Source organism: Saccharopolyspora sp. NPDC002686, from assembly GCF_040295745.1.
Classification (GTDB): Bacteria; Actinomycetota; Actinomycetes; order Mycobacteriales; family Pseudonocardiaceae; genus Saccharopolyspora; species Saccharopolyspora oryzae.
On record NZ_JBEOVY010000034.1, the window covers coordinates 10,867 to 35,071 of the forward strand.

Consider the following 24,205-nt stretch of genomic DNA (forward strand, 5'->3'; position numbering starts at 1 on the left):
AAGGCCGGTGCCACCAGGTGGCACCGGCCTTTCGTGTTGTGCGCAGATCAGTGCACGGGGAGGAGGGCCGGGGCGAAGGAGACGGGCATTTCCGGTTGCAGGTGGAGGTCTGCTCCGGTCACCGGGACCTCGGTGTTGATCAGGATGTTGTAGTGGTTCGGGTAGTGGCAGGCGTCGAAACCGAGCACCGTTCCGACGCGCTGGTCGCCGATCCAGAACTCGTCGCCGCGGTCGATCACCCCGGCGCACCCGATCTCGGCGAAGCCGAGGAACCCGACCCGGTCGATGCGGGCTCCCGGATCGGTCTCCCAGTGGTCCGTGGTCACCAGCTCGTGCACCTCGCCGCGCCGCACGCAGCGGCTGGCGTGCGGTTCGAGAGCCATGCCGCGCTCGTCGCGCCGGTGCATCAGCACCTTCACCAGCGTGCCGGTCAGCGCTCGCTTCGGGCCGTCCTCTTCCGGGTTCACTTCTCTCCTCCCGCCGACACCGCGGCATCGGCTCGTTCCACGGGTTTTCCAGCTGGCGCGCGCCGTTCCGCTCGATAAGTCGCGTCGACGAGCTCCAGTGCGGCGAGGCCGCCGTCGGTTGTGGTGGGCGCTGCGGTGATGGCGTCGGCGAAGTCGCCGAGGATGCCGGAGTACTCGTGCCACAGCGAGGACTTGAACCCGTCGTGCCCGGCGAGCATGTCCGCCGCGAGCCGGGTTCCGTCGCTGAAGAGGACCTCGACGTCCTTGGTCTCGCCCGGGTGCGACCAGTCGAGCTCCACGGTCGCCGGCACACCGGCTGCGGAGCGCAGCTCGATGACGGCTTGGCGATCGGTGCCGCCCGCATCGCGCGTGACGTTCGTGCGCACCAGCTCGAGGTCGCCCAGGAACAGGCGAACCAGGTCGAAGGCGTTGGGGCCGTTGTCGGCCACGCACCCGCCTCCGCACCGCTGCGGGTCCAGGTACCAGGTGTCGTCGCCGATGTGCTCTTCGATGAGTTCGAGGTAGCGAACCCGCAACGAGGTGATGTCGGGGTGCCGGGTCTGCCGGAGCAGGTTCAGCACGTTGTCGTTGTAGCGGCGGTGGAACGCGGTGAACAGCGGTACGCCAGCGGCTCGGGACAGCCGCACCAGGTCGAGTCCCTCACCGAGTGAGAGGGCCAGTGGTTTCTCCACGCAGACCGGGATGCGCATCCGCAGCGCGTCCGCGCACACCGAGGCGTGCACGTCGTTCGGCACCGTGACGACCACGGCGTCCACATCGGACTCCTGCAGCATCGTGCGGTGGTCCTGGAAGCAGGGTGTTCGGTCCACGTGCGGTGCGAGCGCGGACTCGCGGACATCGCAGACCGCTGCGAGCTCCCAGCCGGGAAGCCGGTCGATGGAGTGCAGGTAGTACTTCGAGATCGCGCCGAGGCCGACGACGGCGACCCGCCGGTGGCCGGTCATCGCCCGGCCACCGGCTCGCGGCCGCGAAGTCCCAGCTCGAGCAGTTCGCGGTGGACGTGCTCGCGGATCGGCACGCCGTCGCGCAGCCGCTCGGCGGCCCGTTCCGCCTCCCACCAGCCGGGGTAGCGGACGTCCTGGCCGGAGGACGGGCAGTCGAGCAGGGTGCTGAACATGGTCTGCGCGTCGACGTCGAACTGGCCGGGCGGGCGCAGCAGGTCAGGGGCGATGGCCAGGACGAAGAAGCCGATGTCGTCGTCCCGCCCGTGCGGTCCGCCGTCGCCGTGGAGGGCTTCGGGGGAGGGACCGAACGCAGCCCCGGGCAGCAGCGCGGCCAGGAGCTCGACGACGAGCCCGAGGCCGAAGCCCTTGTGGACGCCGTTCTCCGGGGTGCCGCCGAGCCAGCGCAGGTGCGCGGTGCGGCGGTCGAACTCGGCCGGATCGGTCACCGGGTTCCCGGCGTCGTCGGCGAGCCAGCCCTCCGGGATCGTCTCGCCGCTGCTCGCGGCGGTGCGGATCTTCCCGGTGGGCACGACCGTGGTGCTCATGTCCAGGACGAACGGGTGGTCCGGCAGGGCCGGGGCTGCGACGCTGAGCGGGTTGGTGCCCAGCATGGTCAGGGCGCCGAACGGCGGGCGCGCGATGCGCTGACCACCGCAGTTGCTCGCGACGACGCCGACCATGCCGTGCGCGGCCGCACGAGAGGCGTGGAAGCCGGCGCAGCCGAAGTGCGTGGCACCGCGGACCGACACCAGGCCGATGCCGTGCCGACCGGCGCGCGCGACGGCGTCGTCCATGGCTTCGGCGGCCGACCACAGGCCCAGCGCCCGGCGCGCGTCGACGACCGCGCACGCGCCGAGGTCGGTCACCACCTCCGGTTCGGCGGTGGCGTCGACCCGGTCGGTGGCGAAGAGCCGCAGGTACAGGCGGGTCAGGTTGAACACGCCGTGCGAGTCGAAGCCGCAGAGATCGCCGTGGCAGAGCGCGGAGGCTGCGGTGATCGCGCGTTCGAGCGGTACGCCGTGCTCGGTGAACAGCCGGGTGACGAAGGAGTGCAGTTCGTCGTAGGGCACGCGAACGCGTGCGTCATGGTGCGGAGGCATCGGAGATCCCCTTTCGTGGAGTGGTTTCACGGCGGTGCTCGGCGAAGCCGGTGATCAGGGAGGACACCGCGGCGGCGAAGTCGCGCAGCTCGTCCAGCTCGGCGTACTCGCCTTCGGCGTGCGCGTTGTTGCCGTCCAGCGAACCGGGGCCCAGCACCGCCGTGAAGGTGTCCTCGAGCCCCGCCGTCCAGATGGCGTCGCACGTGAAGGCGGGTTCGTCGTCCGGCCAGCGGGTCGCCCCCGCGCGGGTGAGCAGTTCCTCGGCCCACGCGGCGGCGTTGTCCAGGCTCGGCAGGCCGCGCTTGAGCCAGTCCACCTCGGTGATGACGGCGGCCTCGGCCGCGGTGCTCGTGAATTCCCTGGTCCCGGCGAACAGTTCGGTGAACCGCTGCACCCCGCTGCGGACGGCTGCGCGAAGTGCGGCCTCGGCCGCGGCCCCTTCGTCCGAGGAGCCGTAGGAGAGGTTGAGCAGCAGTTCGCCGCTTCCGTAGACCCGGTTGTGCAGGTGGCCGGTGTGCAGGCCGGCGATGCAGAGCCTGCCGGGCCGGTCCCGCGGGTCGAGCTGGGCGGCGAGGTGCTGGGCGAGGAAGCCGAGCAGCACCGTGGCGTTGTGCCCGACGTCGGGCCGGTCGTCGATGGCGCCGCGACCGTTGACGCGCACGCGGGCGGTCATCGACGCCGTGGCCCGGGGCAGGAAGCGCATCCCGGTCGGCTCGCAGAAGATGTTCAGCCTTCCGACATGACCGGCTTCGACGAGCGGACGCGTGCCGAAGGTGCCCATCGCGCCGCCTTCCTCACCGGCAACCGCCTGCACGAGCACCGCGACGTCGCGGCCCAGCGCCGGATCACGGCGCACCGCGTCGCGGATCCCGGAAAGCAGCGCTACAGCCGGGCCTTTCGCGTCGATCGCACCGCGCCCGGTGATCCGGCCACCGCTCAGGCCGACAGGTTCGAGCCCGGCGACGGTGTCCAGGTGGACGTTGAACATCACGGTGTCCTCGCGCGGCAGCTCGGGACCGAGCCGCAGCAGCAAACTCGGCTGCGAAGCGAGGAAATCCGGGTTCTCGGCGGCGCGTCGCACCGGCAGCGGGACGTCGTCGCGCATCAGGACGTCGGGTGCCGGGCTCGCGTGGCTCACCACCTCGAAACCGATGCTGGCCGCGGCGCGGGCGTAGTCGCGCTGCGCCTCCCAGAACTGCGGGGGCGGGTCGGCCGGCGACAGTTCCAGGACGCCGACCGTGGGGATGGCCAGCAGGTGCAGCAGCAGTTCCTGGTCGGCGGCGGTGACGAGGTCGTCGCGCATCAGGGGGCGACCGCTTCCGAACAGGTCCGCAGCAGCTGCTCGAGGCGTTGCCCGGCCTGGACGAACAGCTCCGCGGCCGAGCCGTGCGCGCGCAGGCCTTCGTGCGGACGGGTCGCCAGGTGCGGTTCGATCGACAGCGGCCCGCGGTATCCGGCGGCCAGCAGCCGGCGCAGGCAATCGGCGACCCGTGCCTGCCCGTCCCCGGGCAGCACGTACTCGGCGTTGCCGGGCGACCCGACCGCGTCCTTGACGTGGACGTGCACCACGTGCGGCAGGATCCGCTCGAGCAGCTGGTGGGCGTCGTAGCCGTGGTCGATGCCGTTGCCGGTGTCGAAGAGCAACCGCAGCGACGGGCTGTTCACCTCGGTGACCAGGCGGAGCATCCGCTCAGCGTCGTCACCGGCCCAGCCGGCGCAGTTCTCGTGCACCAGCACGACACCGTGCTGGGCTGCGCGTTCGGTCAGCCGCGCGACGCGATCCAGCGCGCGGTCCCGCCATTCGGCTTCGGGGAGCCCGTCGTTCGGGTAGGACATGATCCGGACGAACCGGGTTTCCAGCGCGGCGCACTGCTCGGCGAGGACGTCGAGTTCGCGCAGGTCGTCGCGGAGAGGTGCGGTGATGGGGCGAGCCCAGTTGCCGATCCGGGACGCCAGGCACACCACGTCGAGCTCGGCGGCCCGGATGGCGGAGCGCACCGCGGTGAACTGCGGCGCGTCGAGGTCGCCGAGCGCGATGCCGTCCGCCGTCCGCAGTTCGATGGCCGACCAGCCCAGCTCGTGGATCGCGGCGATCTGGCCGGTCAGGTCCACCGCCGCCTCGTCGCCGATCCCGGCGAGCTGGTTGCCCGCGGATTCACCGCGCATGGCTGGAACTCCTCTCCGCTGCCAGTGCGCAGCGCTGCTTGGCCTCGGCAAGCAGGCGGACGACGTCGCGGTGCACCTGCAGCGTCGGGTGCCCACCTGCGGACGGGGTGCGGAAGTGGCGGTAGGCGCGCAGCACGAACCGGGTCAGCGCGTCGTCCCGGAAGATGTGCCGCTGCCCGTCGACCACCAGCTGCGCGTGGTCGTCCTGGTCGCTGATCGGGTAGTGGCCGGTGACCTGGCCGCCGGTGAACTCCAGCACGATCCGGCGTTGCTGGACCGGTGAGGTGAGGTCGGAGGAGATCTCGCTGGTGACCCCGCCGGCGTGGTGCAGCGTCAGGTGCGCGCTGCCCATCCTGGGCAGCACCGCGTCCGGGCAGCGCATGTCGGTCCACGCCGCCCGCTGCACCTCCGCGGGACCGGCCAGCTGGAGGACCACGCCGAGGGAGTGCGGCAGCTCGACGTCGAAGGCGGTGGGGTGCCCGTGCGTCGCCGCGGACCGGGTGAACCGGGGTTTGTCCTGCGTGAAGCGGATCGACCGCAGCTCGCCGAGTTCGCCGTGCCGGACGAGCTGCTCGATCCGCTCGGTGAGCTCGGCTGCCATCCAGTGCGACACCACCACGAGGTCCAGCCCGTACCGCTGGCGCAGCGCGTCGATCTCGCGGAGTTCGCCGACTCCGGTGGCGAGCGGTTTTTCCACGATGGCGCGGCGAAAGCCGTGTTGGGCCAATTGGGTGAGCACGGCGACACGTGTGGTTGGTGGCGTGCACACGTGCACGACGGTGCGTTGCGGATTCACCAGTTTCGTTGCTACGTCGAGCGAGGCTGCGGTGATCACATCGTGCAAGTCGTGACGGGTATCCGCGACGGGATCGCAGCCGATCACCGGTTCGGGGTGGAACAGATCGGGTGCGGTGGCCCGTGCCTTCGCCAGGACCCGGAGGTGCAGGCCGGAGCCCGCGCGGCCGAGTCCGAGCACGAGTGTGTGCAGCATGAACGTCCTCTGTGGACTGAATGGGCGAGGTCGACCTGTCCGTCCACATAGGAATGTGAAGGCGGCGGAGCGGTCGGTCGCCGACCCTACCGATCTCCGAAACCTGTTCAAAGCCCGGGGAGAACGTCCGCTGCATACGTAACCGGTCTGGGTGAAAATGCGCGTCGCTCAACCAAAGAGTTGGTGGCTCGAGTTGCTCCTCGGATAGTTTCGTGCGTGCCTCGATCAGTTCACCACCCAGTCAGGAGCGTGGTCGTCTTGTCCCGCGGTGCGGAAACCGCCGGGCTCCGGGAAGCGGACGTGACCGACCTCGATGTCGACCCGGTCCCGTTCTTCTCGCAGGCCCGCACGTTCGACGGGCTCTGGCCCGACATCAGCGCGCGGATCGAGGAGGTCTTCGACAACGGGAAGTTCTCCCACGGTCGCCAGGTCGCCGAGTTCGAGCGCAGCCTCGCCGACTACACCGGTGCCCGCTTCGCCGTGGGCGTCAACAGCGGAACCGACGCGCTGGTCCTGCTGCTGCGCGCGGCCGGGCTGAAGCAGGGTGACGAGGTGGTCGTGCCGGCCTACTCGTTCGTCGCCACCGCGACCTCGGTCGTGCTCGCCGGTGGTCGCCCGGTGTTCGCCGACGTCGACGCGGTCACCTACGCGCTGGATCCGGCCGAAGTCGACCGCGTGGCCGGTCCGCGCACCCGATTCGTGATGCCTGCGCACCTTTTCTGCCAGATGGCCGACATGGCGGCGCTGTCCGAGATCGCCGAGCGGCGTGGGCTCGCGGTCGTGGAGGACAGCGCTGAGGCCATCGGCATGCGGCAGCGCGGTGTCCACGCCGGATTGCACGGAGCGGGCGGCGTGCTGTCGTTCTTCCCCGCCAAGACGCTCGGTGCGCTGGGGGACGCGGGTGCGGTGCTCACCGATGATCCGCGGATCGCCGAGCTGGTGTCCGGGCTGCGCCACCACGGGCGGTTCGGCCGCACCCTCGACAACTTCCCCGGCATCTCCACCGAAACCGGGATGACCGGTACCAACAGCAAGATGGACGACATCCAGGCCGCCGTGCTGCTGGGCAAGATGACCTGCCTGGACGCCGACATCGCCCGCCGCGCGGAGCTGGCCGAGGCCTACCGGCGGCGGCTGGCCGGGGTGCCCGGCGTCGTCCGCCTGCCGGAGGTCGTCGACACCGCGCCGGACTCCACCGGGGTCTGGTACGTGTTCCTGATCGAGGTCGAGCACCGCGACGAGCTGGTGGCGCACCTGGACCGGCGCGGGATCGGCACCGAGACCTACTACCCGGTGCCCTTCCACTTGCAGCCGTGCTTCGCCGGGCACGGCCACTGCCGCGGCGACTTCCCGCGCGCGGAGGCCGCGAGCGAGCGGGCGGTGGCGCTGCCGCTGTACCCGGACCTCACGATCGAGCAGGTCGACCGGGTGTGCTCGGCGATCCGCGACTTCGGCGCCGGGAGGTGCGCCTGATGCGACCCGAGATCCCGTTCTTCCCGCCGGACCTGTTCGAGGGCGACCGCAAGGTCATGCTCGACCTGGTCCGCGAGATCGCGACCGCGCCCGAGCAGAAGTTCATCCTCGGCGAGCACACCGAGCGGTTCGAGGAGGTGCTGCGCGAGTCGCTCGGCGCCGCCGACGTGGTGGCCTGCGGCAGCGGCACCAGCGCACTCGGCCTCGTGCTGCGCGCGATGGAAGTCGGGCCCGGCGACGAGGTCGTGGTCCCCGCGTTCGGCTGCGCCCCGCTGGCCTCGGCGGTGTTGGAGGTCGGGGCGCAGCCGGTGTTCGCCGACATCGACCGGCGCACCATGGTCGTCGACCCCGACGCCGTCGAGCGGCTGATCAACCACCGGACCAAGGCGATCATGCCGGCCCACATGTTCTCGATCATGGCCGACATGCCGCGGTTGGCGGAGGTGGCCGAGCGCCACGGCGTTCGGCTGCTGGAGGACTCCGCGGTCGCCCAAGGCGCGGTGCTGGGCGGCACCCCTGCCGGACTGTGGGGCGAGGCGGGCGTTTTCTCCTTCGTGCAGGTGAAGTCCTTCGGCATGCCGGGGGAGGGCGGCGCGGTGGTGACCCGCGACGCCGAGCTCGGCCACCGGGTGCGGGTGCTGCGCAACCACGGCCAAGACGGTCAGCGGTTCGTGCACCAGGTCATCGGCACCAACAGCCGGTTCGACGAGATCCAGGCGGCGTTCCAGCTGCACCGGTTCCCGGGCTTCCCGGAACGGCTGGAACGCCGGGCCGCCATCGCCGACCACTACACCGAGCGGTTCGCGCCGCTGGCCGACCGCGGCATCGTCCCGCCACCGCCGGGCCGCGACGGGCGCTGCTACTACGTGTACTGCTTGCAAGCAGAGCGCCGCGACGAACTGCGCGACCACCTCGCGGAGCGCGGCATCGCCTCGCACGTGTACTACCCGCAGCCCCTCCCGTACCAGGCCGCCTTCGCGCCGCACGCCCCGGCGGACCAGCGCTGGCCGAACGCCGAGCACGCGAGCCGGCGGATCCTGGCGCTGCCGATCTACCCGCATCTCGCCGACGCGGACGTGGCGCGCATCGCCGACGCCGTCTGCGAGTTCGCCGCCGCCGCGGCGACCGACGGAGCACAGTGAGGAATTCCCAACCATGACCAGTGACGTCAACGTCGCCCGCGGCGCGGAGGCCGGGACTCGCCAGGAGAGCAAGTTCCGCAGCTACCTCCGGCTGGGCAAGCTCGACGTGTTCGACTACTACATCGGCATCTTCGTGGTGTCCGCGGCGGTGCTGCTGCCGACCGCGGCGGTGGCGCCCGGGACGGTGCCGATGCTGCTGCTGTTCCTGGTCGGCGAGATCTGCACCATCGTCGCGATGGTCGCGCTCGACGACGTGACCGGCTACCGCGACGGCAGCGACATCGAGAACTACGGGCCCAACAACCCGCTGCGCAAGAAGCTGCGCAAGCCGCTGGTCGCCGGAACGCTGACCGAGGCGGAGGCGATGCGGTTCGCCTGGATCACCGCCATCGCCGGAGCCCTCCTGTGGGCCGGGGCGATCGCGGTGGCGCCGCACCGTCCGCTGTGGACGGTGGTGCTGATCGCGGCCACCTTCGTGATCTCGCTGCAGTACTCCTACGGGATGAAGCTGAGCTACCACGGCTTCCAGGAGGCGTTCCTGGTCGCGCTCGGGGTGGCGCTGGTCTTCGGCCCCTACGGTCTGGCGACCGGGGAGTTCTCCGGATTCCTGCTGGTGCAGGCGGTGCTGTTCGGCATGGGCCCGCTGATGTTCGGGGTGTACTCGAACACCAACGACGTCGAGGGCGACCGCGCGGTCGGGCGGCCGACGGTTGCCGCGCTGACCTCGCCGCGCGGCAACGCGATCTTCATCGGCGCGCTGTCCGCGGGTGAGTTCGTGCTCGGCGCGGTGGCGTCGGTGACCGGTGTGGCGCCGTGGTGGTTCGTCCTCCTCATGCTGCCCGCGACGATCCTGCGCGCCCGCCAGTACTACCTCGGCTTCGTCCGCGACGACATCATGCGCGCCCGCAAACTCGGCTTCACCGTGCACCGGACGTACGTCGCGCTGCTCGTCCTGACCAACCTCCTCGTCGGAACGGGGGTGCTCTCGTGAGAAGGCCTGTCCCAACCCGAGTTCTGCTCAACCGCACCTCAGGGGAACGTGACGTGACCCAGCCACGAGCAACCGCAAGACGTGAGATCGATCCGAACGCAACCACCGCTGTGAATCGCGGAGAGGCGGACCGCCCGGGGGTGCTCTCGTGAGCCGGGACTTGGACGTCGCGGTCGTCGGAGCCGGGATCGCCGGGCTCACTGCAGCGCACGAGCTGCAGCGGGCCGGGCTCGCGGTCCGCGTCTTCGAGGCGGCGCCGCAGGTCGGCGGGCGGATGACCAGCGTGCGCCACGACGACTGGACCATCGACACCGGCGCCGAGCAGATCTCGCCGAGCGGCTACCGGGCGACCTGGGAGCTGATCTCCCGCCTCGGGCTCACCGAGGCCGAAGTGCCGCGCATCGGCCGGCCGCTCGCGGTGTGGCGGAACGGACGGGCGCACGCCGGGGTGGCCGACACGCGCGGAATGCTCACCGGCGCGGGCCTGTCCCGCCGCGCGCACCTGGACCTGCTCCGCTTCCAGACGTGGGCGCTGCGGAACCGCGACCACTTCGACGACGACCGCCCCGAGCGCAGCCTGCTGGCCGCGGAGACCGTCGCCGATCTCGGCCGCCGCTACCACCCGGACCTGCACGACTACCTGCTCCAGCCGGTCGCCGGGAGCTTCTTCGGCTGGGACACGGAGCGCTCGGCCGCGGCGGTCATGGTGAGCCTGCTGCTGTCGGTGGGCAGCGCGGGAACCTGGCGCACCTACCGCGACGGCATGGACACCCTCGCCCGGTGCCTGGCGTCGGATCTGGACGTGGTGACCGGCCAGCAGGTGCACGAGGTCGTCGCCGACGGCGACGGTGCCCGCCTGCAGACCGGCTCGGACGTGGTCACCGCGCGCTCGGTGCTGCTGTGCGTGCCCGCACCCGTGGCGGCGCAGCTGCACGCGAATCCACCGGCGGAGGAAGCGGAATTCCTCGCCGCGTGCACCTTCACCCCTGCGTTGAAGGTGAGCTGCCTGCTGGACGAGCCGCTGTCCGTGCCCGGAGGCGACCGGCCGTACGTGCTGCTCACCCCCGCCGTGGAGGAGCAGGCGCTCTCGGCGATCATCCTCGACCACGAGAAGCACCCCGGCCGCGCGCCGATGGGCAAGGGCCTGCTGACGTTGATGGCCAACCCCTCCACGATCCCGGACCTGCTGACGGCTTCGGACGAGGAGGTCGTCGACCGGCTGACCCGGGCGGTGCACCGGTACCTGCCGGACTTCGACGTGGCCAACAGGGCGAACTTCGTGCACCGCCACCGCTACGGCCTGCCCGAAGCCACCCCCGTCGCGGTGCACCGGCGAGGCCGGTTCGCGGCTCGTGCGGTCGGACCGGTCGACTACGCGGGCGACTGGGTGGTGCTCCGCCCCGCCAGCGAAGGAGCGGTGCGCGCCGGAGCGCTCGCCGCCTCCCGCACCCTCAGCCGTCTGCACCCCGCGATCAAACCGGCGCTGAGCAAGCGCCTGCGGGTCGTGCCCAACAGCTTGGAGAGCTCCCGGTGAAACCTCATGACATGGGCGTGCTTTTCGACGAGTGCGCGGCGCGCCGCATCGCCACCACCACGCACCTGGACCGTCCGTTCGACATCGCCCCGGACGGTGGCACGGAGTACGACGCGGCCGCGCTGGCCGACCTCGTCAGGGATGCCGCAGGGTGGTTGTCCGCAGCAGGTGCGGGGCGTGGCGACCGGGTGGCGATCCTGAAGGACAACCACTGGGACTACGACCTCCTCGCGTGCTCCGCGGTGCGAATCGGCTCGGTCCCGGCCCAGTTGTCCGCCCAGATGTCCCCGGACGTGCTGGCGATCTTGCTCGAACGGTTGGCGCCCGCGGTGCTGATGACCACTGCGGGGCAGCTGGAGCGGTGCCTCGCGGCGGGAGTCGACCTGACGTCCCTCGCGCGCGTCGTGGTGACGTCGGACGTCCCGGCGCCCGGTGCGGTGCACGTCGACCAGCTGCGGGGGAGCGCGGGGCCCGCTCCGCAGCGGCGCGGGGACGACGAGCCGCTGGTGATCGACCACACCTCGGGCACCACCGGGGTGCCGAAGCTCGTGGTCCACTCGACCCGCACGATCATCGGTGCGCTGGCCAGGTTCGAGGCCCGGCGGATCCCCAAGATCGGCGTCCGACCCGACGACGTGGTGGCCACGGCCAGCTCCTACGCGCACGGACGCACCTTCTGCTGGACCGCCGTGGTGATGAGCATGGCGCCCCGCGAGGTGGTGATCCTCACCGGGCAGGACCCGAACCGCGTCGACCCGGTGCTGCGGGCGCACCCGCCCACGATCATGGAGGGCCTGCCGGCGTCGTACGTGCGGTTCCGGCCGCTGACCGAGCGCCTCGACAACCCGTTCCGCCGGGTCAAGCTCTACATCAGCACCTACGACGCGGTGCACCCGCCCACGATCCGCGCCTACCTGAACGCCAGCCGGCACCCCAGTCCGCTGTGGATGGACGGGTGGGGGCAGACGGAGACCGGTCCGCTCACCTTCCGCTTCCACACCCGCCGGTCGCTCGCCCGCCGCGGCGCGGCGCACGACGTCGGACGGCCGGTCCCGGTCAAGACCCGGCTGCGGCTGGTGGACCCGGACACCTTCCAGCCGGTGCGCCCAGGCCGGCCCGGGCTCGTGCTGGCCCGCACCGCGGCCCGGTGCCTGGACTACCTGGGGGAGTCCCAGCGGTGGGCCGACAAGCAGGTCGGCAAGTGGTGGATCACCGGGGACCTCGGCGTCCGCCGGTGGGACGGCAGCGTGCAGCTGCTGGACCGCGAGGTCGACCAGACGCCGGACGGCAGCTGCCTGGAGATCGAGGACGTCCTCGAAGACCGGCTGCCGGAGGCGTTGGAGTGCGTGCTGCTCGCCCAGCCGGGGAAGCCGCCGCTGCCGGTGGTCGTCACCGCGGACGGGACCCTGTCCGAGGAGGCTTGGCGGCGCGCGTGCCGACGCCTGCCGAAGATGCAGTCCCCGGTGTCGTTGCGCTGGGACGACCTGCCCCGCACCGGCACCGCCAAGGTGCGCCGCCTGGACCTGCGCGAGCAGCTGACCGGCAGCACCGCTACGTGCGGAACCGGCCGGTGGACGTGAGTTCCTGCTCTCGAACTCGTTGACCAGGACCAAAGACAGCTCTGAGGGGAACCGCAGTGACGCACGTCCAGACCGACAAGCGCGGTTACGTCTTCGACAACCACAGCCCGCACAGCGGTGAGCAGCACCGGTGCCTCGCCGAGGCGCTCGACCCGATCACGACCGAGCGGCTGGCCGCCACCGGTGTCACCGCTGGCTGGCACTGCCTGGACGTGGGATGTGGCGGCGGCACCATCTCGCGCTGGCTCGCCAACCGCGTCGGACCCACCGGGAGCGTGCTGGCGACCGATGTGAAGCCGGTCGACGTCGTCGGTCATCCGAACATGACCACCGCGCAGCACGACATCACCGCGGATCCGTTGCCGGAGAACCACTTCGACCTGATCGTGGCCCGACTCGTCCTGCAGCACCTCCCCGAGCGGGACGAGGTGCTGGCCAAGCTCGTCCGGGCGTTGAAGCCCGGTGGCTGGTTGCAGATCGACGAGTTCGACACCTCCTACGAGCCGGTGCTGCTCGCCCCTGACGAGGAGGGCGAGCGGGTGTACGAGAAGTTCCTCGCGGCCAAGACCGAGCTCATGCGCCGCAACGGCGGCGACCCGACGTGGGGGCGGCAGGTCGCCCGCGCGATGCGCGCAGCCGGGCTCGTCGACATCGATCCGCGGCCCAGCATCCGGTCGCGCCACGCCGGGTCGGCGGACCTCGGCCTCCAGCTGCACCACACGCACCAGCTGTGGGACAGGTTGCAGTCCGCAGGGATGACCAGCGACGAGTTGCACGCGGTTCAGGCGGTGATGCGCGATCCGTCGTTCCGCGCGTCCTCCAGCGTGATCTACTCGGTGCAGGGCCGGAAGGAGCGGCGCCGTTGACCGCTGTGCCGAACGTGCAGCGCACGGGCTCGGAAGTGGCGTTCCGCGTGGCGTCCGAGCAGCTGGCTGCGCTGCCCGGAGACCCTGATCTGCTGGCGTGCGACATCGACTGGGCCGGTCCGGTCGAGCTCGAGCTGCCGGACGAGCTGGCGGTGCAGGCGGCCTGCGGGATCATGCATGTCCACGGGCGAGCGGCTGGCCGGCCGCAGCGGCTCGGTGTCGACTACGCCGGAACGTTGGCCGGAGTGCTTGCGGCACAAGGGGTTCTGGCCGCTTCGCTGGCGCGGGCGCGTGGTGCGGGATTCACGTCGGTGCGGACCTCGGTGTCCGAAGCGGCACTGCTGTCCGTGCAGCAGTACCTCGCGGTGGCCACCGCGGATGACGACTGGCAGGAACCTTGGCGGGCCGGTGGGCGTCCGCCGTTCACCAGCCGCGATGGGGTCCGCTTCGAGCTGGAAGTGCTGCACGGCGAGGGTTGGCAGCGGTTCTGGGCGGAGCTCGGCACCGACCGGAGCGCGGTCGCTGCGGGCTGGCGGCCGTTCCAGCAGCGCTTCGCCACTGCCTCGGCGGATCTGCCGGAAGCACTGCACCGGGCCCTGCGCGCGGTGGACTACCGCACTGTGGCGGCGGTGGCCGATGCCACCGGGGTGAGCGTGCTGCCGGTGCGGGACGACCCGGCGCCGCCGGTCGACGTTCCCGCGTGCACCTTCCGCACCATGCCGGGGATCGCTCGGCGGACGGAGTGGCGCGGTCCCGCGCCACTCGACGGCATCGTCGTGGTGGAGTCCACGCGGCGGATCCAGGGGCCGATGGTCGGGCACCTGCTGCGGATGCTGGGTGCCGAGGTGATCCGCGTCGAACCGCCGGGCGGTGACCTGATGCGCGGCGTTCCGCCGTTGGCGGGCGACTGCTCGGCGCGGTTCCGAGCGCTCAACGACGGCAAGCACGCCGTCGAGCTGGACGTCAAGGGCGAACGCGGTCGCCGGGAGCTGCACGAACTCGTCGCCGACGCCGATGCCTTCGTGCACAACTGGGCACCGGGCAAGGCCGCGCAGCTGGGGCTCGACGCCGGTGACCTGGTTCGCACCAGTCCCGGGCTGGTCTACGCGTGGTCGTCGGGCTGGGAACCGCTGTCGTGGCCGGAAACGCCGCTGGGCACGGACTACCTGGTGCAGGCGCACAGCGGCCTGGCCGCCGCGGTTCAGCCCGCGGACGAACCGAGCGCGCCATCGCTGATGACGTTGACCGACGTGCTCGGAGGGGCGGTGAGCGCCATGGGTGTCCTGGCCGCGCTGCTGCACCGGCAGCGCACCGGTCGGGGAATGCGGGTGGACAGCTCGCTGTTCTCCGCCTCCGGCGTCCTGCCACGTCCATCTCGGCGTCTGAAGTGGACAGTGCTGGACCACCCGCTGCGGACGTCGGACGGATTCGTGGTGCTGTCCGGCCGGACCGACCCGGAGCGGCTCGCCGCAGTCCTGGGAACTACGCCGGAGGGCATCGCCGAGCGCTTCCAGGAGCGCCCCAGCGGGTTCTGGGCGGCGGAGCTCCCCGTTGCCGATGTGGTGGCCACACCGGTGTGCACCGATCTGCGCGAGTTGGCCGGGGACCGCAGGTTCGCCGCTGCGCTCGACCACAGCACCCACACCTTCCCCCTCGCTCCTTGGGAGTTCTCGTGACCTGGATTTCCCGCAACGGCATCGAGATCCGCGACATGACGCCCGCCGACCTGCGTCGCCGATGGGTCGAGCGCGGCGACTGCCCCGACCGCGACCTCTACGGGCTGCTGCGCGAAGGGGGCCGCGCGCACCCCGGGCGGGAAGCGGTCATCGACGGCGAACGCACGCTCGACTACGCCGGGCTGGACCGCGAAGTGCGCCGGATCGCCGCCGCTCTGTCCGCGAGCGGGCTCGGCTCCGGCGACATCATCGGCATCCGGCTGCCCAACGGCTGGCGCGCGCTCGTGGCCGAACTCGCGGTCGTGGCCATCGGCGCAGTCGCCCTGCCCTACCCGGCGGGGCGGGGGAGCCGGGACACCACGAGCCTGCTCGGCCGCGCCAGGGCCGCCGCCGGGATCTTCGAGAGCCGCGCGGATGCGGCGGTGGCCGCCGAGCTGCCCGACGTGCGGGCGGTCTTCACCTTCGGAGCGGACGCTGAGCCGCCGGTGTCCTCGGAGGTGAGCTCGCTGGACGCGGCACCGCACGCGGATGGCTGGGAGCCGGAGCCGGTCGATCCGGAAGCACCGGCGCGCATCCTGGTGACGTCCGGGTCCCAGTCCGAGCCGAAGATGATCGCCTACTCGCACAACGCGATGGGCGGCGGCCGCGCGAGCTACGTCCGGGCGCTGCACGACGGCGACGGCCCGATGCGCGGTCTCCTGCTCATGAAGACGTCCACTTCCTACGGTTCGTGCGCGCTCGTGAGCCTCGCGGCGCTCGGCTCGACGTTGATCCTGGCCGACCGCTTCGAGCCGGCAGAGGTGCTGCGCATGGTCGCGCGGTACCGCCCGACGCACCTCTTCGGGGTGCCGACCATGCTGCGGCGTCTCGCGGAACACCCGGCGGCACCGGACGAGGACCTGTCCAGCCTCCGGACCGTCGTGTCCAGCGCCGCACCGCTGGCCGAGGTGACCGCGGCAGCCTGCCGGCAGCGGTTCGGGTGCCGGGTGATCACCATCTACGGCTCGTCGGACGGCATCAACTGCCACACCGCCAGGACCGGTAGCGCCCCCGGCACCGGCACGCCGGACCCGGCCGTCGCCGACATCCGGATCGTCGACGAGCACGGCGTCGACGTGCCGCCGGGAGGGACCGGGGAGATCTGGGCGCGGGGCCCGATGACGCCGCTGAGCTACGTCGCCGATCCCGAGCTCAACGCCCGCTACCGCACCGAGGACGGCTGGGTCCGCAGCGGCGACCGCGGCATGTTCGACGAGCACGGGCGGCTGCACGTGCTCGGCCGGTTGGAGGCGGTGGTCTCCCGCGGCGGGTTCCACATCAGCCCGGCCGAGGTCGAGCGCGAGCTCAGCACTCACCCCGCGATCGTGGACGTGGCGTGCGTGCCCGTGCCGGACGCCGATCTGGGGGAGCGGATGTGCGCGTGCATCAGCCAGGCCGCGGCCACGTCCGAGCTCACCCTGACCGACATCACCGACTTCCTGGAGGGCGAACGCGGCCTGGAGCGCCGCAAGCTGCCGGAGTACCTGCTCCGGCTCCCGGAATTGCCGCTCGCACCGACCGGCAAGGTGTGCCGCCGCACCGTCACCGCGATGGCCGCCGAACTCGATCCCGCACCCGACTCAGCGAAGGAATCTGCGCGATGACAGAAGTGATCAGCCCCCGGTTCGACATCGCCGGTACGACGCCGACGACGTTCACCGCGCTGCACCAGCTCACCCGCGATGCGGAGGACCTGGCCCGCCAGTCCGGTCTGGACATCAAGCTGATCGAGCTCGTGCGCTTGCGCGCCTCGCAGATCAACGGCTGCGAGTACTGCCAGGACATGCATTCCCGGCAGGCCCTCGAACGCGGGGAGTCCGAGCTCCGGTTGCGCGAGCTCGCGAACTGGGCCGACTCGGCGCACTTCACCGAAGCGGAACGAGCGGCGCTGCGGCTGACCGAATCGATCACCCGGCTCAGCGGCGGGGTGCCCGACGCGGACTACGACCCGGCCGCGGAGCACTTCGACCAGACCCAGCTCGTCTGCCTGGTGTGGACGGTGTCGCTGATCAACACCTACAACCGCCTCGCGGTCGCAGGAAGAGCGTAGTGCGGATGCCCCGTCCCGCCCTGATCCGCCCAGGGCGGGGCGGAAGCGCGTCAACTCTTTGCTTACGCGCCTAGTTGGGCTCGCCGTTGAACTCCTCAGCTCGGTTTCGAAGTCGTCGCACACAGCCCGCATGATCTCTTCTATGCGTGGTTGCGTGCGGGAGGCTCGGTTCCGCAGCAGCAGGCCATCCGGGACTTCGCGAAGTCCCGGACGAAGGCGCTGAAGGACATCAAGAATCGGTTGCCGATGCGGCAGCGGGCCGGAATGCCGCGCTTCAAAAAGGAAGGCGCAGGCCGCGCCGAGCTTGAACTACACCCGGCGAGGGTTCCGACTCAACGATGGCCGGCTGCACCTGGCGGGCGGGATCGCGGTCACGGTGGTGTGGTCCCGTGACCTGCCATCCGAACCGAGCTCGGTCCGCGTCTACCGCGACAGCATCGGACATTGGTACGCCTCCTTCGTGGTGGCCACCGAGATCGAGCCGCTTCCCGTGACCGGTCGGGCGATCGGGATCGACTGGGGTGTCTCGGAGACTGCCACGACCACCAGCGACGACCACGACCTGCCGCATGCCGAGCACGGCAAGAAGGCCGCGGCGAAGCTGGCGCGTTACCAGCGGATGATGGCACGCCGTCGGCAGCCGCGAGGGAAGCCACAAACACGTGGCCATCGCAAGGCACAGCGCCTCGCGGCGAAGGCGTGCAAGAAGATCGCCCGGCAACGCCAAGATGATGCCCGCAAGTGGGCCAAGCGTGTGGTTGCCGACCACGATGCCCTGGCGGTGGAGGACTTCCGCCCGAAGTTCCTGGCCAAAACGACGATGGCGCGCAAGGCAGCTGATGCGGCGATCGCGGCCACGAAGACCGCACTGGTCGAGATGGGACGCAAGCACGACCGACGTGTCGTGCTGGTGGATCCGAAGTACACGACGATGGACTGCGGGGGATGCGGGGAGAACCAAGCACCGTCTTCCGCTGTCGGAACGCATCTACACCTGTACCGAGTGCGGACACGTGTCTCCGAGGGACAAGAACTCCGCGCATGTGATGCTGGTCCGGGCTGGGCTGTACCCGGCTGGTGTTGAGAGCACAAGACCCGACCGTCCGCAGGGCGGCCGGGCAGCTTGAGCCAGAAATCCCCTGCATCCCCTGAAGACTCGGGTCCGAGAATCCATATTCAGGGAGGGGAGCAGTCAAGATGATTCCCTGCTGACCTGCTCCTGGCGGTCTGCTGCGGGTGCTGGCCGGTTCGCCAGCTCGTTGACGACCAGCAGCAGGACGGCGAGTGCGATCGGTGCGGCTTGGGAGATCACCTGGAGCGGCACCGCGTTGCCCGTCGCGCCGTGGTGCTGGTGGTAGATCAGGTGCGGAACGTTGAAGACGAGCGAGGCGGCGAGGACCGCGCGAACCAGCGCGTGCCGCATCGACACCGCGGCGTATCCCAGGATCACCGCGAACTGGAGGCCGATCAGCCCGAAGTCGCGCGTCATGTGCTCGTTGTACGGCGGGAACTCGGTCAGCCAGGCGAGTTCCGGTGTGGGGAAGCCGAGCTGGAACGACAGCGGGGAGACTGCTGCCCACAGCGTGGGGATGCCCTCGCCGAGCGCGATCAGCACCAAGCCGATCCGCAGGAGCAGTCGCACGCGTCCTCCTCGCAGCGACCGGCCGGGAGTCAGAGCGCTGGCTCCCGGCCGGTCGTCTCGTGTGGATTCCTCTTGCTGCGATCCGCTCGAACGCCCGTCGATTGTCCGCGGCAGAACCCAAGATCGCTTCGCCAGGTTATCGGCACTCTTCCCGGTGACCACGACTCATCACTCGGATGTGCGAACTTGCTCGGCCATTCCGGAGAATTATCCACTGTGGACTGGAGTGGGTGGGTGCGCCGCGGTACCCGGTGATGTGGGTGAGCACCCTGCTAGTGGCAGTGGTGGGGTTGGTTCGGGGGTTCTGCGCTTGCGGTGCCGAGGTCGTCGGAGTGTCCGGCTTCGAGGCGCGGCCACTGGGCGATGGGGCGCCCGCCCGGCCATTGCGCCGCTGGTGGCCAATCGGGCGGGCCGCCGTCGGTCCTGGTGTTGGAGCACGGTGGCGGCCAGCCGGGCGGCGAGTTCTCCCACGGCTCCTGGCGTCCGTGCACGGTGAGGTCCATGAGCGCGTAGCTGTAGTCCATCGCCTCCACGCCGCGGCGGGTCGTCCAGTAGGTTTCGAAGACGCGGTCGCCGTCGCGCAGGTAGCACACCAGGTGGAACAAGCCGACTTGGCGCCCGACGAGGAGTGCGTCGAGGGACGGTTGCGCCGAGTACCAGGGCATGCGCCAGCCCATGAAGTCGCGGTAGCGGATGCTCTCGTCGTACGACACCTGGGGCTCGGCTCCGCTGGCGGAAACGTTGCGCCCCTGGCAGAAGACCGCGTAGGTGATGTCGCGGGAGTGCAGGGCGGACAGCTCGGCGACCTGGCTGGTGTAGAACGTGCAGCCCTCGCACTGCTCGGCCGCGGGGCGGCCGGGGTTCCACATGAAGTAGTAGGCGATGAGCTGCCGGCGCCCTTCGAACGCGTCGAGCAGGGTGAGCGGCCCGTCGGGCCCGATCAGCTCGAGGCTGCCGTCCACCTCGACCATGGGCAGCCGGCGGCGCGCGGCCGCGATCGCGTCGCCTTCGCGGGTGTGCGCCTTCTCCCGTGCGCGCAGCTCGTCGAGCTGGGCTTGGAACGTCGCGCGGTCGACGACGGGAGGCTTGGCGATGGTGTGGGATGTGGTGGCGTTTGCTGGATTGCTCATGGTGACTCCACAAGTCGTTCCGGCCCGCGCGTCCGTGATGACGTCGCGGTCTTTGCTGTGCGGCTGCACGCGGTTCGAATTCGCAGCGAGGCGCGCGGCTTACTTCAGGTCCCGCTCGGCCGCTTCCGCGACCCGCTTGATCTTGGCCAGGCGCCGGTCCCAGTCGGCGGCGAGCGCGGCCATCCAGCGGGCCGTCGTGTCCAGCGCCCCGGGGCTCACCGCGTACCGGACCTCACGTCCGACTTTCACGCTGTCGACCAGCCCGGCGCCGTCTAGGACGGAGAGGTGCTTGACCACCGCCTGGCGCGAGACCGGGAGCTCGTCGGCGAGCGTCGTCGCGGTGGCCTGCCCGCGTGCGGCCAGCAGGTCCAGCAGCTGGCGGCGGGTCGGGTCGGCCAGGGCGGCGAGAACGCCGTCGACGACGTCGGTGCTCGGGGAACGTCGGTCCATCGCGGTGGGGTCACTCGGCGCGGGCGGCGAGAGCGGTGAAGCAGTGCTCCCATCCGGCGGTGTGGTCTTTGATCACGTTGCGGCGGTTGTCGTCGGAGGTCGGCAGAGCTGCGAACCCGCTCTCCACGACGCGCAACCGGGTGCCGTCGCCCTCGGGCGTCAGGGTGAACTCCACGAGGGTGGAGTTGTCCTCGCGCAGGTCTTCGCCGGGGAACGCGCTCACCCACCGGTACGCCAGGTAGTGCGGCGGGTCGGACTTCTCCACGCGAATCGGGAAGTCGCCGTGCTCCGAATGCCGGGCGACCAGAGACTGGCCCTCCACGGCCACGGTGCCGCGAGCGCTCTCGTCGTCGGTCACCCAGAAACCGGGCTCGGCCACCAGGGGCCAGATCCGTTCCGGCGCTGCCTGAATCAGGATCTCGCGCTCGATGCGGTCGTCGATCATGGGGTGCTCCTTCGCTTCCGCTCCGCTCTTGTGCAACTTCAGGGTTGCACATCAAGTCGGCACGTGCAATCCGCGAGTTGCACTTTTTCGCGTCGGAAGCACGAGCGGGTCGAGCGGGCGGGACGCCGGTCAGTTGGCCGGTGAGATTCCTGTGCCGGATCCCTTTGCGGTGCAACGGGAAATGATGGAGGTTGCAGAGAAACGATTGGGGGAGCGGCTGAAACTCGTTCGGCTCAGTCCAGGTCTTCGTACGCTGCGACGGCTTCCCAGTGGGCACCGAGCGCGTTGAGAAGCGTTGCGGTGTCGGCGTCGCGGGGGATGTCCTTGCCGGCCAGCAGCGCCTCGTCCAGTTGGCGGGCCCGGTGGTTCACCTCGGTGAGCACCTCTTCGCCTTCTTCGGTGAGGGAGAGCAGCTTGCGCCGGGCGTCGCGCGGGGATTCGATGCGCTGGATGAGGCCCCGTCGTTCGAGCCTGCGGCACAGGTCGGCCATCGTCGAGGTGTCCAGCGCGGCGGCGCCGGCCAGCGAGCTCTGGTCGCTGCCGGGGTAGGCGCGGACGGCGGAGAGGACGGCGAACTGCGGGCCGGTCAGCACCGAGTCGACGTGCCGGTTCCAGGCGGCGAGGTAGGCCTGGTACAGCCGGCGGGCGCCGTAGCCGGGCGCGGCCAGCAGGTCGGAGGGCGGTGCCGGAGTGGCTGCTGACGTCTCCGCGGCGCGTCGGCCCGTGCGCGCTGGCTCCCCCATTGCGTTCCTCCCGTGCGGCTTGCGCACCTGGCCAGGTGCAAATCGATAATACGTACCCGGATGGTTGCGCTCGGTGCAGGGCCGGTGGGGTCCGAGCGGCGTCGGTTCTGCGGCCTGGTCTGCTGGTGAAACTCCTTGCTGCACAAGGGGATCACCGTGTCATCTGATCCGCGGTCACCCGGTGTGCGGTGGGGTGCTCTTGCGCGGGAGCGCAAGGTTCGACCACGGGTTCGAGGCGTCGGGATTGCGCGAAAGAGACTCTTGCGTGTCCGGATAATACGTGCTCGGATTATATCCGGAGGTGGTCAACGGTGGACCAGAACCTGTTCAACGACATCTGCTTGCAGCAACTGCGCCTGTCCGGCGTGCACGAGGGGGAGACGGTCGTCGTGCTCACCCGCGGCGGGGAGCGCGCGGAGTACGCCGATGCGTTCCTGTGGGCCGCTCAGCAGCTGGGGGCCGCGGCGTTCCACATGCGGTTGCCCTCGCCGGCGAGCGCTTCGGGGGCGTGGGCCGTGGGCGACTCCGGTCTCGGGAACATCCCCAAGGCCGTGGACGCGCTCAAGGGCGTCGACATGGTCGTGGACTGCACCTTCCTGCTGTTCAGCAAGGAGCAGTTCGCCATCCAGGACGCCGGGGTCCGGATCCTGACCGCCGTCGAGCCGCCGGAGCTGCTGGCCCGGCTGATGCCGACGAAGGAGCTGCGCGAGCGGGTCGAGATCGGCGCGGAGCTGCTGGCCAAGGCGAGCACGATGCGGATCACCAGCCCGGCGGGCACCGATGTCACCTACAAGCTCGGCATGTACCCGACGCTGTCGGAGTACGGCTACACCGACACCCCGGGGCGGTGGGACCACTGGCCCGCGGCCTTCGTGTTCACCGGCGGAGCCGACGACGGTGTCGACGGGAAGATCGTGCTCGCGCCGGGCGACGTGCTCCTGCCGTTCAACACCTACGTGCAGACCCCGGTGGAGATCACCATCGAGGAGGGCTTCATCCGCGACATCCGCGGCGGCGCCGGGTCGTCCGGGCTGGACGCGGACCTGCTTCGCTCCTACATCGAGAGCTTCGACGACCCGCGCGGCTACGGGATGAGCCACGTGGGCTGGGGTTTGGACGAGCGGGCCCACTGGCACGGCCTGACCCAGTTCCCGGGCGGGATGGGCATGGAGCTGCGCAGCTTCTACGGCAACGTGATGTTCTCCATCGGGCCGAACAACGAGCTCGGCGGCCCGAACGACACCGCCTGCCACTTCGACATCCCGATGCGCGGCAACTCGCTGTACCTGGACGACGAGCTGATCGTCGACGCGGGCGAGCTGACCGTCGCCGAGATGCGCCCGGTCGGTCGGCGATGAGCGCGGACGCGGCGGTGCGCGAGCACCACATCGGGATGATCGTGCCCAGCTCGAACCTGACCATGGAGACCGAGCTGCCCCGGATGCTGCGCGCCCGGGAGGAGGCCGAACCGGGGGACCGGTTCGTCTTCCACTCGGCGCGGGCGCGGATGCAGCACGTGACCCCGGAGCAGCTGCGGGCGATGAACGCCCAGGCCGAACGGGCGGCGGCGGAGCTGGCCGACGCCCGCCCGGGAGTCGTGGCCACCGCCTGCCTGGTGGCGATCATGGCGCAGGGGCCGGGCTACCACTGCACGGCGGAGGACGACATCACCCGCGCGCTGCGCGCCGAGGGGTCCGACGCCCCGGTCGTCTCCAGCGCTGGTGCGCTGCTGTCCGGCATCGGCGCGTTGGGCGCGCGCAAGGTCGCGATCCTGACGCCGTACATGAAGCCGCTGACCAAGGCGGTGGCGGACTACATCGAGGACGCCGGGGTCGAGGTGGTGGACGCGCTCTCGCTGGAGGTGCCGGACAACCTCGCCGTGGCGCGGCTTGATCCGGCCGATCTGCGGGAGCACTACCGCAAGCTCGACCTGTCCGGCGCCGACGCGCTGGTCCTGTCGGCCTGCGTGCAGATGCCGTCCCTGCCCTCGATCCAGCCGGTGGAGGACGAGGTGGGGATCCCGGTGCTCTCGGCCGCGACCGCCACCACCTTCCGGATCTTGTCCGAGCTCGGGCTCGAAACCCGCGTGCCCGGTGCGGGAAAGCTGCTCGGCGGAGCCGTCGCCGTCCCGGCCTGACCTTCCAGCGCGCGGCGTTCGTGGCCGGGACCGCCCTCAGGGCGGGGCGTCCCGGCTCCTCGGGCCGTGCTGAATCCGCACGCCTCGACGCGAGCTCGTGCTCGCGCGTCCGCATCCTGATCGTCTGCCTCTTCGCGCCGATCAGGAGCACATCAAGCGGTAATCACCTGCGAACAAATCCTTTTCAAGCAAAACCTTGCACATCCGGATAGTACGTGTTCGGATCATCTGAATCCGACGCGGGTTCCGGCGAGGACGAGGAGGCCAGCGTGGCTGCGAGCCAGTCGTTCGAAGTCGTTGTTGTCGGTGCCGGTTTGGGGGGCCTGTGCGCCGCGCTGTCGCTGCGGCAACGGGGCCTGCGGGCCACGGTCGTCGAGGCGGCGCCGCAGTTGGGGGAGATCGGCGCGGGAATCCAGACCGCCCCCAACGCCAGCCGGATCCTCATCGGCCTGGGGCTGCGCGCCGAGCTCGAGCGCGTGCGCACCGAACCCCAGGACCAGGTCCGCCGCCGCTGGGCGGACGGGAGCATCATCGCCCAGCTGCCGCTCGGGCAGCGGGTGATCGACCAGTACGGAGCGCCCTACTGGCACTACCACCGCGCCGACCTGCACCGCGTCC

Annotated in this window: 24 protein-coding genes; 13 read left to right on the forward strand and 11 right to left on the reverse strand. The window is 70.7% G+C overall.

The genetic code is table 11. The annotated features are described in order from the left end of the window. Window positions 1-47: 47 nt before the first annotated feature. The 6 genes from ABTZ89_RS07020 to ABTZ89_RS07045 are packed head-to-tail and all read right to left on the reverse strand — an operon-like array spanning window position 48 to window position 5,689. Window positions 48-467 (reverse strand): DUF6917 domain-containing protein, encoded by a 420-nt coding sequence (locus ABTZ89_RS07020; protein ID WP_351041195.1) that lies wholly within the window; start codon window positions 465-467, stop codon window positions 48-50. Then, window positions 464-1,432 (reverse strand): Gfo/Idh/MocA family protein, encoded by a 969-nt coding sequence (locus ABTZ89_RS07025; protein ID WP_351041198.1) that lies wholly within the window; start codon window positions 1,430-1,432, stop codon window positions 464-466. The genes ABTZ89_RS07020 and ABTZ89_RS07025 overlap by 4 nt, the downstream gene beginning before the upstream one ends. Continuing rightward, entirely contained in the window at window positions 1,429-2,532 is a 1,104-nt protein-coding gene (locus tag ABTZ89_RS07030) for an Ldh family oxidoreductase (protein ID WP_351041201.1), read from the reverse strand. The genes ABTZ89_RS07025 and ABTZ89_RS07030 overlap by 4 nt, the downstream gene beginning before the upstream one ends. Further along, window positions 2,516-3,835: a M20/M25/M40 family metallo-hydrolase gene (locus tag ABTZ89_RS07035; RefSeq protein WP_351041204.1), complete on the reverse strand. Its 1,320-nt coding sequence runs from the start codon at window positions 3,833-3,835 to the stop codon at window positions 2,516-2,518. The genes ABTZ89_RS07030 and ABTZ89_RS07035 overlap by 17 nt, the downstream gene beginning before the upstream one ends. Continuing rightward, window positions 3,835-4,698, reverse strand: coding sequence for a sugar phosphate isomerase/epimerase family protein (locus ABTZ89_RS07040; protein ID WP_351041207.1), 864 nt, complete (start codon window positions 4,696-4,698; stop codon window positions 3,835-3,837). The genes ABTZ89_RS07035 and ABTZ89_RS07040 overlap by 1 nt, the downstream gene beginning before the upstream one ends. Further along, complete coding sequence (locus ABTZ89_RS07045) at window positions 4,688-5,689, reverse strand: Gfo/Idh/MocA family protein (RefSeq protein WP_351041210.1); 1,002 nt, start codon at window positions 5,687-5,689, stop codon at window positions 4,688-4,690. The genes ABTZ89_RS07040 and ABTZ89_RS07045 overlap by 11 nt, the downstream gene beginning before the upstream one ends. A 249-nt stretch (window positions 5,690-5,938) precedes the next feature. On the opposite strand from ABTZ89_RS07045, the gene ABTZ89_RS07050 reads away from it, so the two are divergent. From ABTZ89_RS07050 to ABTZ89_RS07095, 10 genes are all read left to right on the forward strand, one after another. Then, a complete protein-coding gene (locus ABTZ89_RS07050; RefSeq protein WP_502949516.1) occupies window positions 5,939-7,162 on the forward strand; it encodes a DegT/DnrJ/EryC1/StrS family aminotransferase in 1,224 nt (407 codons plus the stop codon). Further along, on the forward strand, window positions 7,162-8,304 hold the full coding sequence (locus tag ABTZ89_RS07055; RefSeq protein WP_351041213.1) for a DegT/DnrJ/EryC1/StrS family aminotransferase: 1,143 nt from the start codon (window positions 7,162-7,164) through the stop codon (window positions 8,302-8,304). Before ABTZ89_RS07050 ends, ABTZ89_RS07055 begins: the two co-directional genes overlap by 1 nt. Before the next feature lie 13 nt (window positions 8,305-8,317). Continuing rightward, window positions 8,318-9,295, forward strand: coding sequence for a UbiA family prenyltransferase (locus tag ABTZ89_RS07060; protein WP_351041216.1), 978 nt, complete (start codon window positions 8,318-8,320; stop codon window positions 9,293-9,295). A 148-nt stretch (window positions 9,296-9,443) separates the two neighbouring features. Next, window positions 9,444-10,829 (forward strand): protoporphyrinogen/coproporphyrinogen oxidase, encoded by a 1,386-nt coding sequence (locus ABTZ89_RS07065; protein WP_351041219.1) that lies wholly within the window; start codon window positions 9,444-9,446, stop codon window positions 10,827-10,829. Beyond that, entirely contained in the window at window positions 10,826-12,409 is a 1,584-nt protein-coding gene (locus ABTZ89_RS07070; protein ID WP_351041221.1) for a class I adenylate-forming enzyme family protein, read from the forward strand. Before ABTZ89_RS07065 ends, ABTZ89_RS07070 begins: the two co-directional genes overlap by 4 nt. A gap of 56 nt (window positions 12,410-12,465) precedes the next feature. Then, a complete protein-coding gene (locus ABTZ89_RS07075; RefSeq protein WP_270947200.1) occupies window positions 12,466-13,275 on the forward strand; it encodes a class I SAM-dependent methyltransferase in 810 nt (269 codons plus the stop codon). Window positions 13,276-13,280: 5 nt separating this feature from the next. Continuing rightward, a complete protein-coding gene (locus ABTZ89_RS07080; protein WP_351041243.1) occupies window positions 13,281-14,951 on the forward strand; it encodes a CoA transferase in 1,671 nt (556 codons plus the stop codon). Continuing rightward, window positions 14,948-16,594: a class I adenylate-forming enzyme family protein gene (locus ABTZ89_RS07085; protein WP_351041224.1), complete on the forward strand. Its 1,647-nt coding sequence runs from the start codon at window positions 14,948-14,950 to the stop codon at window positions 16,592-16,594. The genes ABTZ89_RS07080 and ABTZ89_RS07085 overlap by 4 nt, the downstream gene beginning before the upstream one ends. Next, window positions 16,591-17,040 (forward strand): carboxymuconolactone decarboxylase family protein, encoded by a 450-nt coding sequence (locus ABTZ89_RS07090; RefSeq protein WP_270947201.1) that lies wholly within the window; start codon window positions 16,591-16,593, stop codon window positions 17,038-17,040. The genes ABTZ89_RS07085 and ABTZ89_RS07090 overlap by 4 nt, the downstream gene beginning before the upstream one ends. Before the next feature lie 235 nt (window positions 17,041-17,275). Next, window positions 17,276-18,124: an RNA-guided endonuclease InsQ/TnpB family protein gene (locus tag ABTZ89_RS07095; protein ID WP_351041246.1), complete on the forward strand. Its 849-nt coding sequence runs from the start codon at window positions 17,276-17,278 to the stop codon at window positions 18,122-18,124. A gap of 108 nt (window positions 18,125-18,232) precedes the next feature. Here the strand turns inward: ABTZ89_RS07095 and ABTZ89_RS07100 are convergent, their stop codons facing one another. The 5 genes from ABTZ89_RS07100 to ABTZ89_RS07120 all read right to left on the reverse strand — a co-directional run bounded on the left by ABTZ89_RS07100 (window position 18,233) and on the right by ABTZ89_RS07120 (window position 21,450). Next, the gene (locus ABTZ89_RS07100; protein WP_351041227.1) at window positions 18,233-18,682 is read right to left on the reverse strand and encodes a hypothetical protein; all 450 of its coding nucleotides are present in this window, start codon (window positions 18,680-18,682) and stop codon (window positions 18,233-18,235) included. Between the two features lie 272 nt (window positions 18,683-18,954). Next, window positions 18,955-19,812, reverse strand: coding sequence for a DUF899 family protein (locus ABTZ89_RS07105; protein ID WP_351041230.1), 858 nt, complete (start codon window positions 19,810-19,812; stop codon window positions 18,955-18,957). Window positions 19,813-19,911: 99 nt separating this feature from the next. Next, window positions 19,912-20,262: an ArsR/SmtB family transcription factor gene (locus ABTZ89_RS07110; protein WP_270947204.1), complete on the reverse strand. Its 351-nt coding sequence runs from the start codon at window positions 20,260-20,262 to the stop codon at window positions 19,912-19,914. Window positions 20,263-20,272: 10 nt separating this feature from the next. Next, a complete protein-coding gene (locus ABTZ89_RS07115) occupies window positions 20,273-20,707 on the reverse strand; it encodes an SRPBCC domain-containing protein (protein ID WP_351041233.1) in 435 nt (144 codons plus the stop codon). Window positions 20,708-20,940: 233 nt separating this feature from the next. Then, window positions 20,941-21,450: a MarR family winged helix-turn-helix transcriptional regulator gene (locus ABTZ89_RS07120; protein ID WP_270947206.1), complete on the reverse strand. Its 510-nt coding sequence runs from the start codon at window positions 21,448-21,450 to the stop codon at window positions 20,941-20,943. 311 nt (window positions 21,451-21,761) lie between these two features. Here ABTZ89_RS07120 and ABTZ89_RS07125 point away from each other — a divergent pair, with 311 nt between their 5' ends. From ABTZ89_RS07125 to ABTZ89_RS07135, 3 genes are all read left to right on the forward strand, one after another. Continuing rightward, entirely contained in the window at window positions 21,762-22,808 is a 1,047-nt protein-coding gene (locus ABTZ89_RS07125) for a 2,5-dihydroxypyridine 5,6-dioxygenase NicX family protein (RefSeq protein WP_270947207.1), read from the forward strand. A gap of 14 nt (window positions 22,809-22,822) precedes the next feature. Then, a complete protein-coding gene (locus tag ABTZ89_RS07130; protein WP_270947322.1) occupies window positions 22,823-23,587 on the forward strand; it encodes a maleate cis-trans isomerase family protein in 765 nt (254 codons plus the stop codon). A 269-nt stretch (window positions 23,588-23,856) separates the two neighbouring features. After that, window positions 23,857-24,205, forward strand: a 349-nt coding sequence (locus ABTZ89_RS07135) for an NAD(P)-binding protein (RefSeq protein WP_351041238.1), incomplete at its 3' end; no start/stop codon positions are given.

Excerpts from the sequence above, each read along its gene's own strand:
- ABTZ89_RS07120 (WP_270947206.1), bottom strand. The coding sequence starts at position 21,450 with ATGGGGGAGCCAGCGCGCACGGGCCGACGCGCCGCGGAGACGTCAGCA.
- ABTZ89_RS07060 (WP_351041216.1), top strand. The coding sequence starts at position 8,318 with ATGACCAGTGACGTCAACGTCGCCCGCGGCGCGGAGGCCGGGACTCGC.
- ABTZ89_RS07035 (WP_351041204.1), bottom strand. The coding sequence starts at position 3,835 with ATGCGCGACGACCTCGTCACCGCCGCCGACCAGGAACTGCTGCTGCAC.
- ABTZ89_RS07090 (WP_270947201.1), top strand. The coding sequence starts at position 16,591 with ATGACAGAAGTGATCAGCCCCCGGTTCGACATCGCCGGTACGACGCCG.
- ABTZ89_RS07110 (WP_270947204.1), bottom strand. The coding sequence starts at position 20,262 with ATGGACCGACGTTCCCCGAGCACCGACGTCGTCGACGGCGTTCTCGCC.
- ABTZ89_RS07045 (WP_351041210.1), bottom strand. The coding sequence starts at position 5,689 with ATGCTGCACACACTCGTGCTCGGACTCGGCCGCGCGGGCTCCGGCCTG.
- ABTZ89_RS07055 (WP_351041213.1), top strand. The coding sequence starts at position 7,162 with ATGCGACCCGAGATCCCGTTCTTCCCGCCGGACCTGTTCGAGGGCGAC.
- ABTZ89_RS07030 (WP_351041201.1), bottom strand. The coding sequence starts at position 2,532 with ATGCCTCCGCACCATGACGCACGCGTTCGCGTGCCCTACGACGAACTG.
- ABTZ89_RS07105 (WP_351041230.1), bottom strand. The coding sequence starts at position 19,812 with ATGAGCAATCCAGCAAACGCCACCACATCCCACACCATCGCCAAGCCT.
- ABTZ89_RS07025 (WP_351041198.1), bottom strand. The coding sequence starts at position 1,432 with ATGACCGGCCACCGGCGGGTCGCCGTCGTCGGCCTCGGCGCGATCTCG.
- ABTZ89_RS07040 (WP_351041207.1), bottom strand. The coding sequence starts at position 4,698 with ATGCGCGGTGAATCCGCGGGCAACCAGCTCGCCGGGATCGGCGACGAG.
- ABTZ89_RS07115 (WP_351041233.1), bottom strand. The coding sequence starts at position 20,707 with ATGATCGACGACCGCATCGAGCGCGAGATCCTGATTCAGGCAGCGCCG.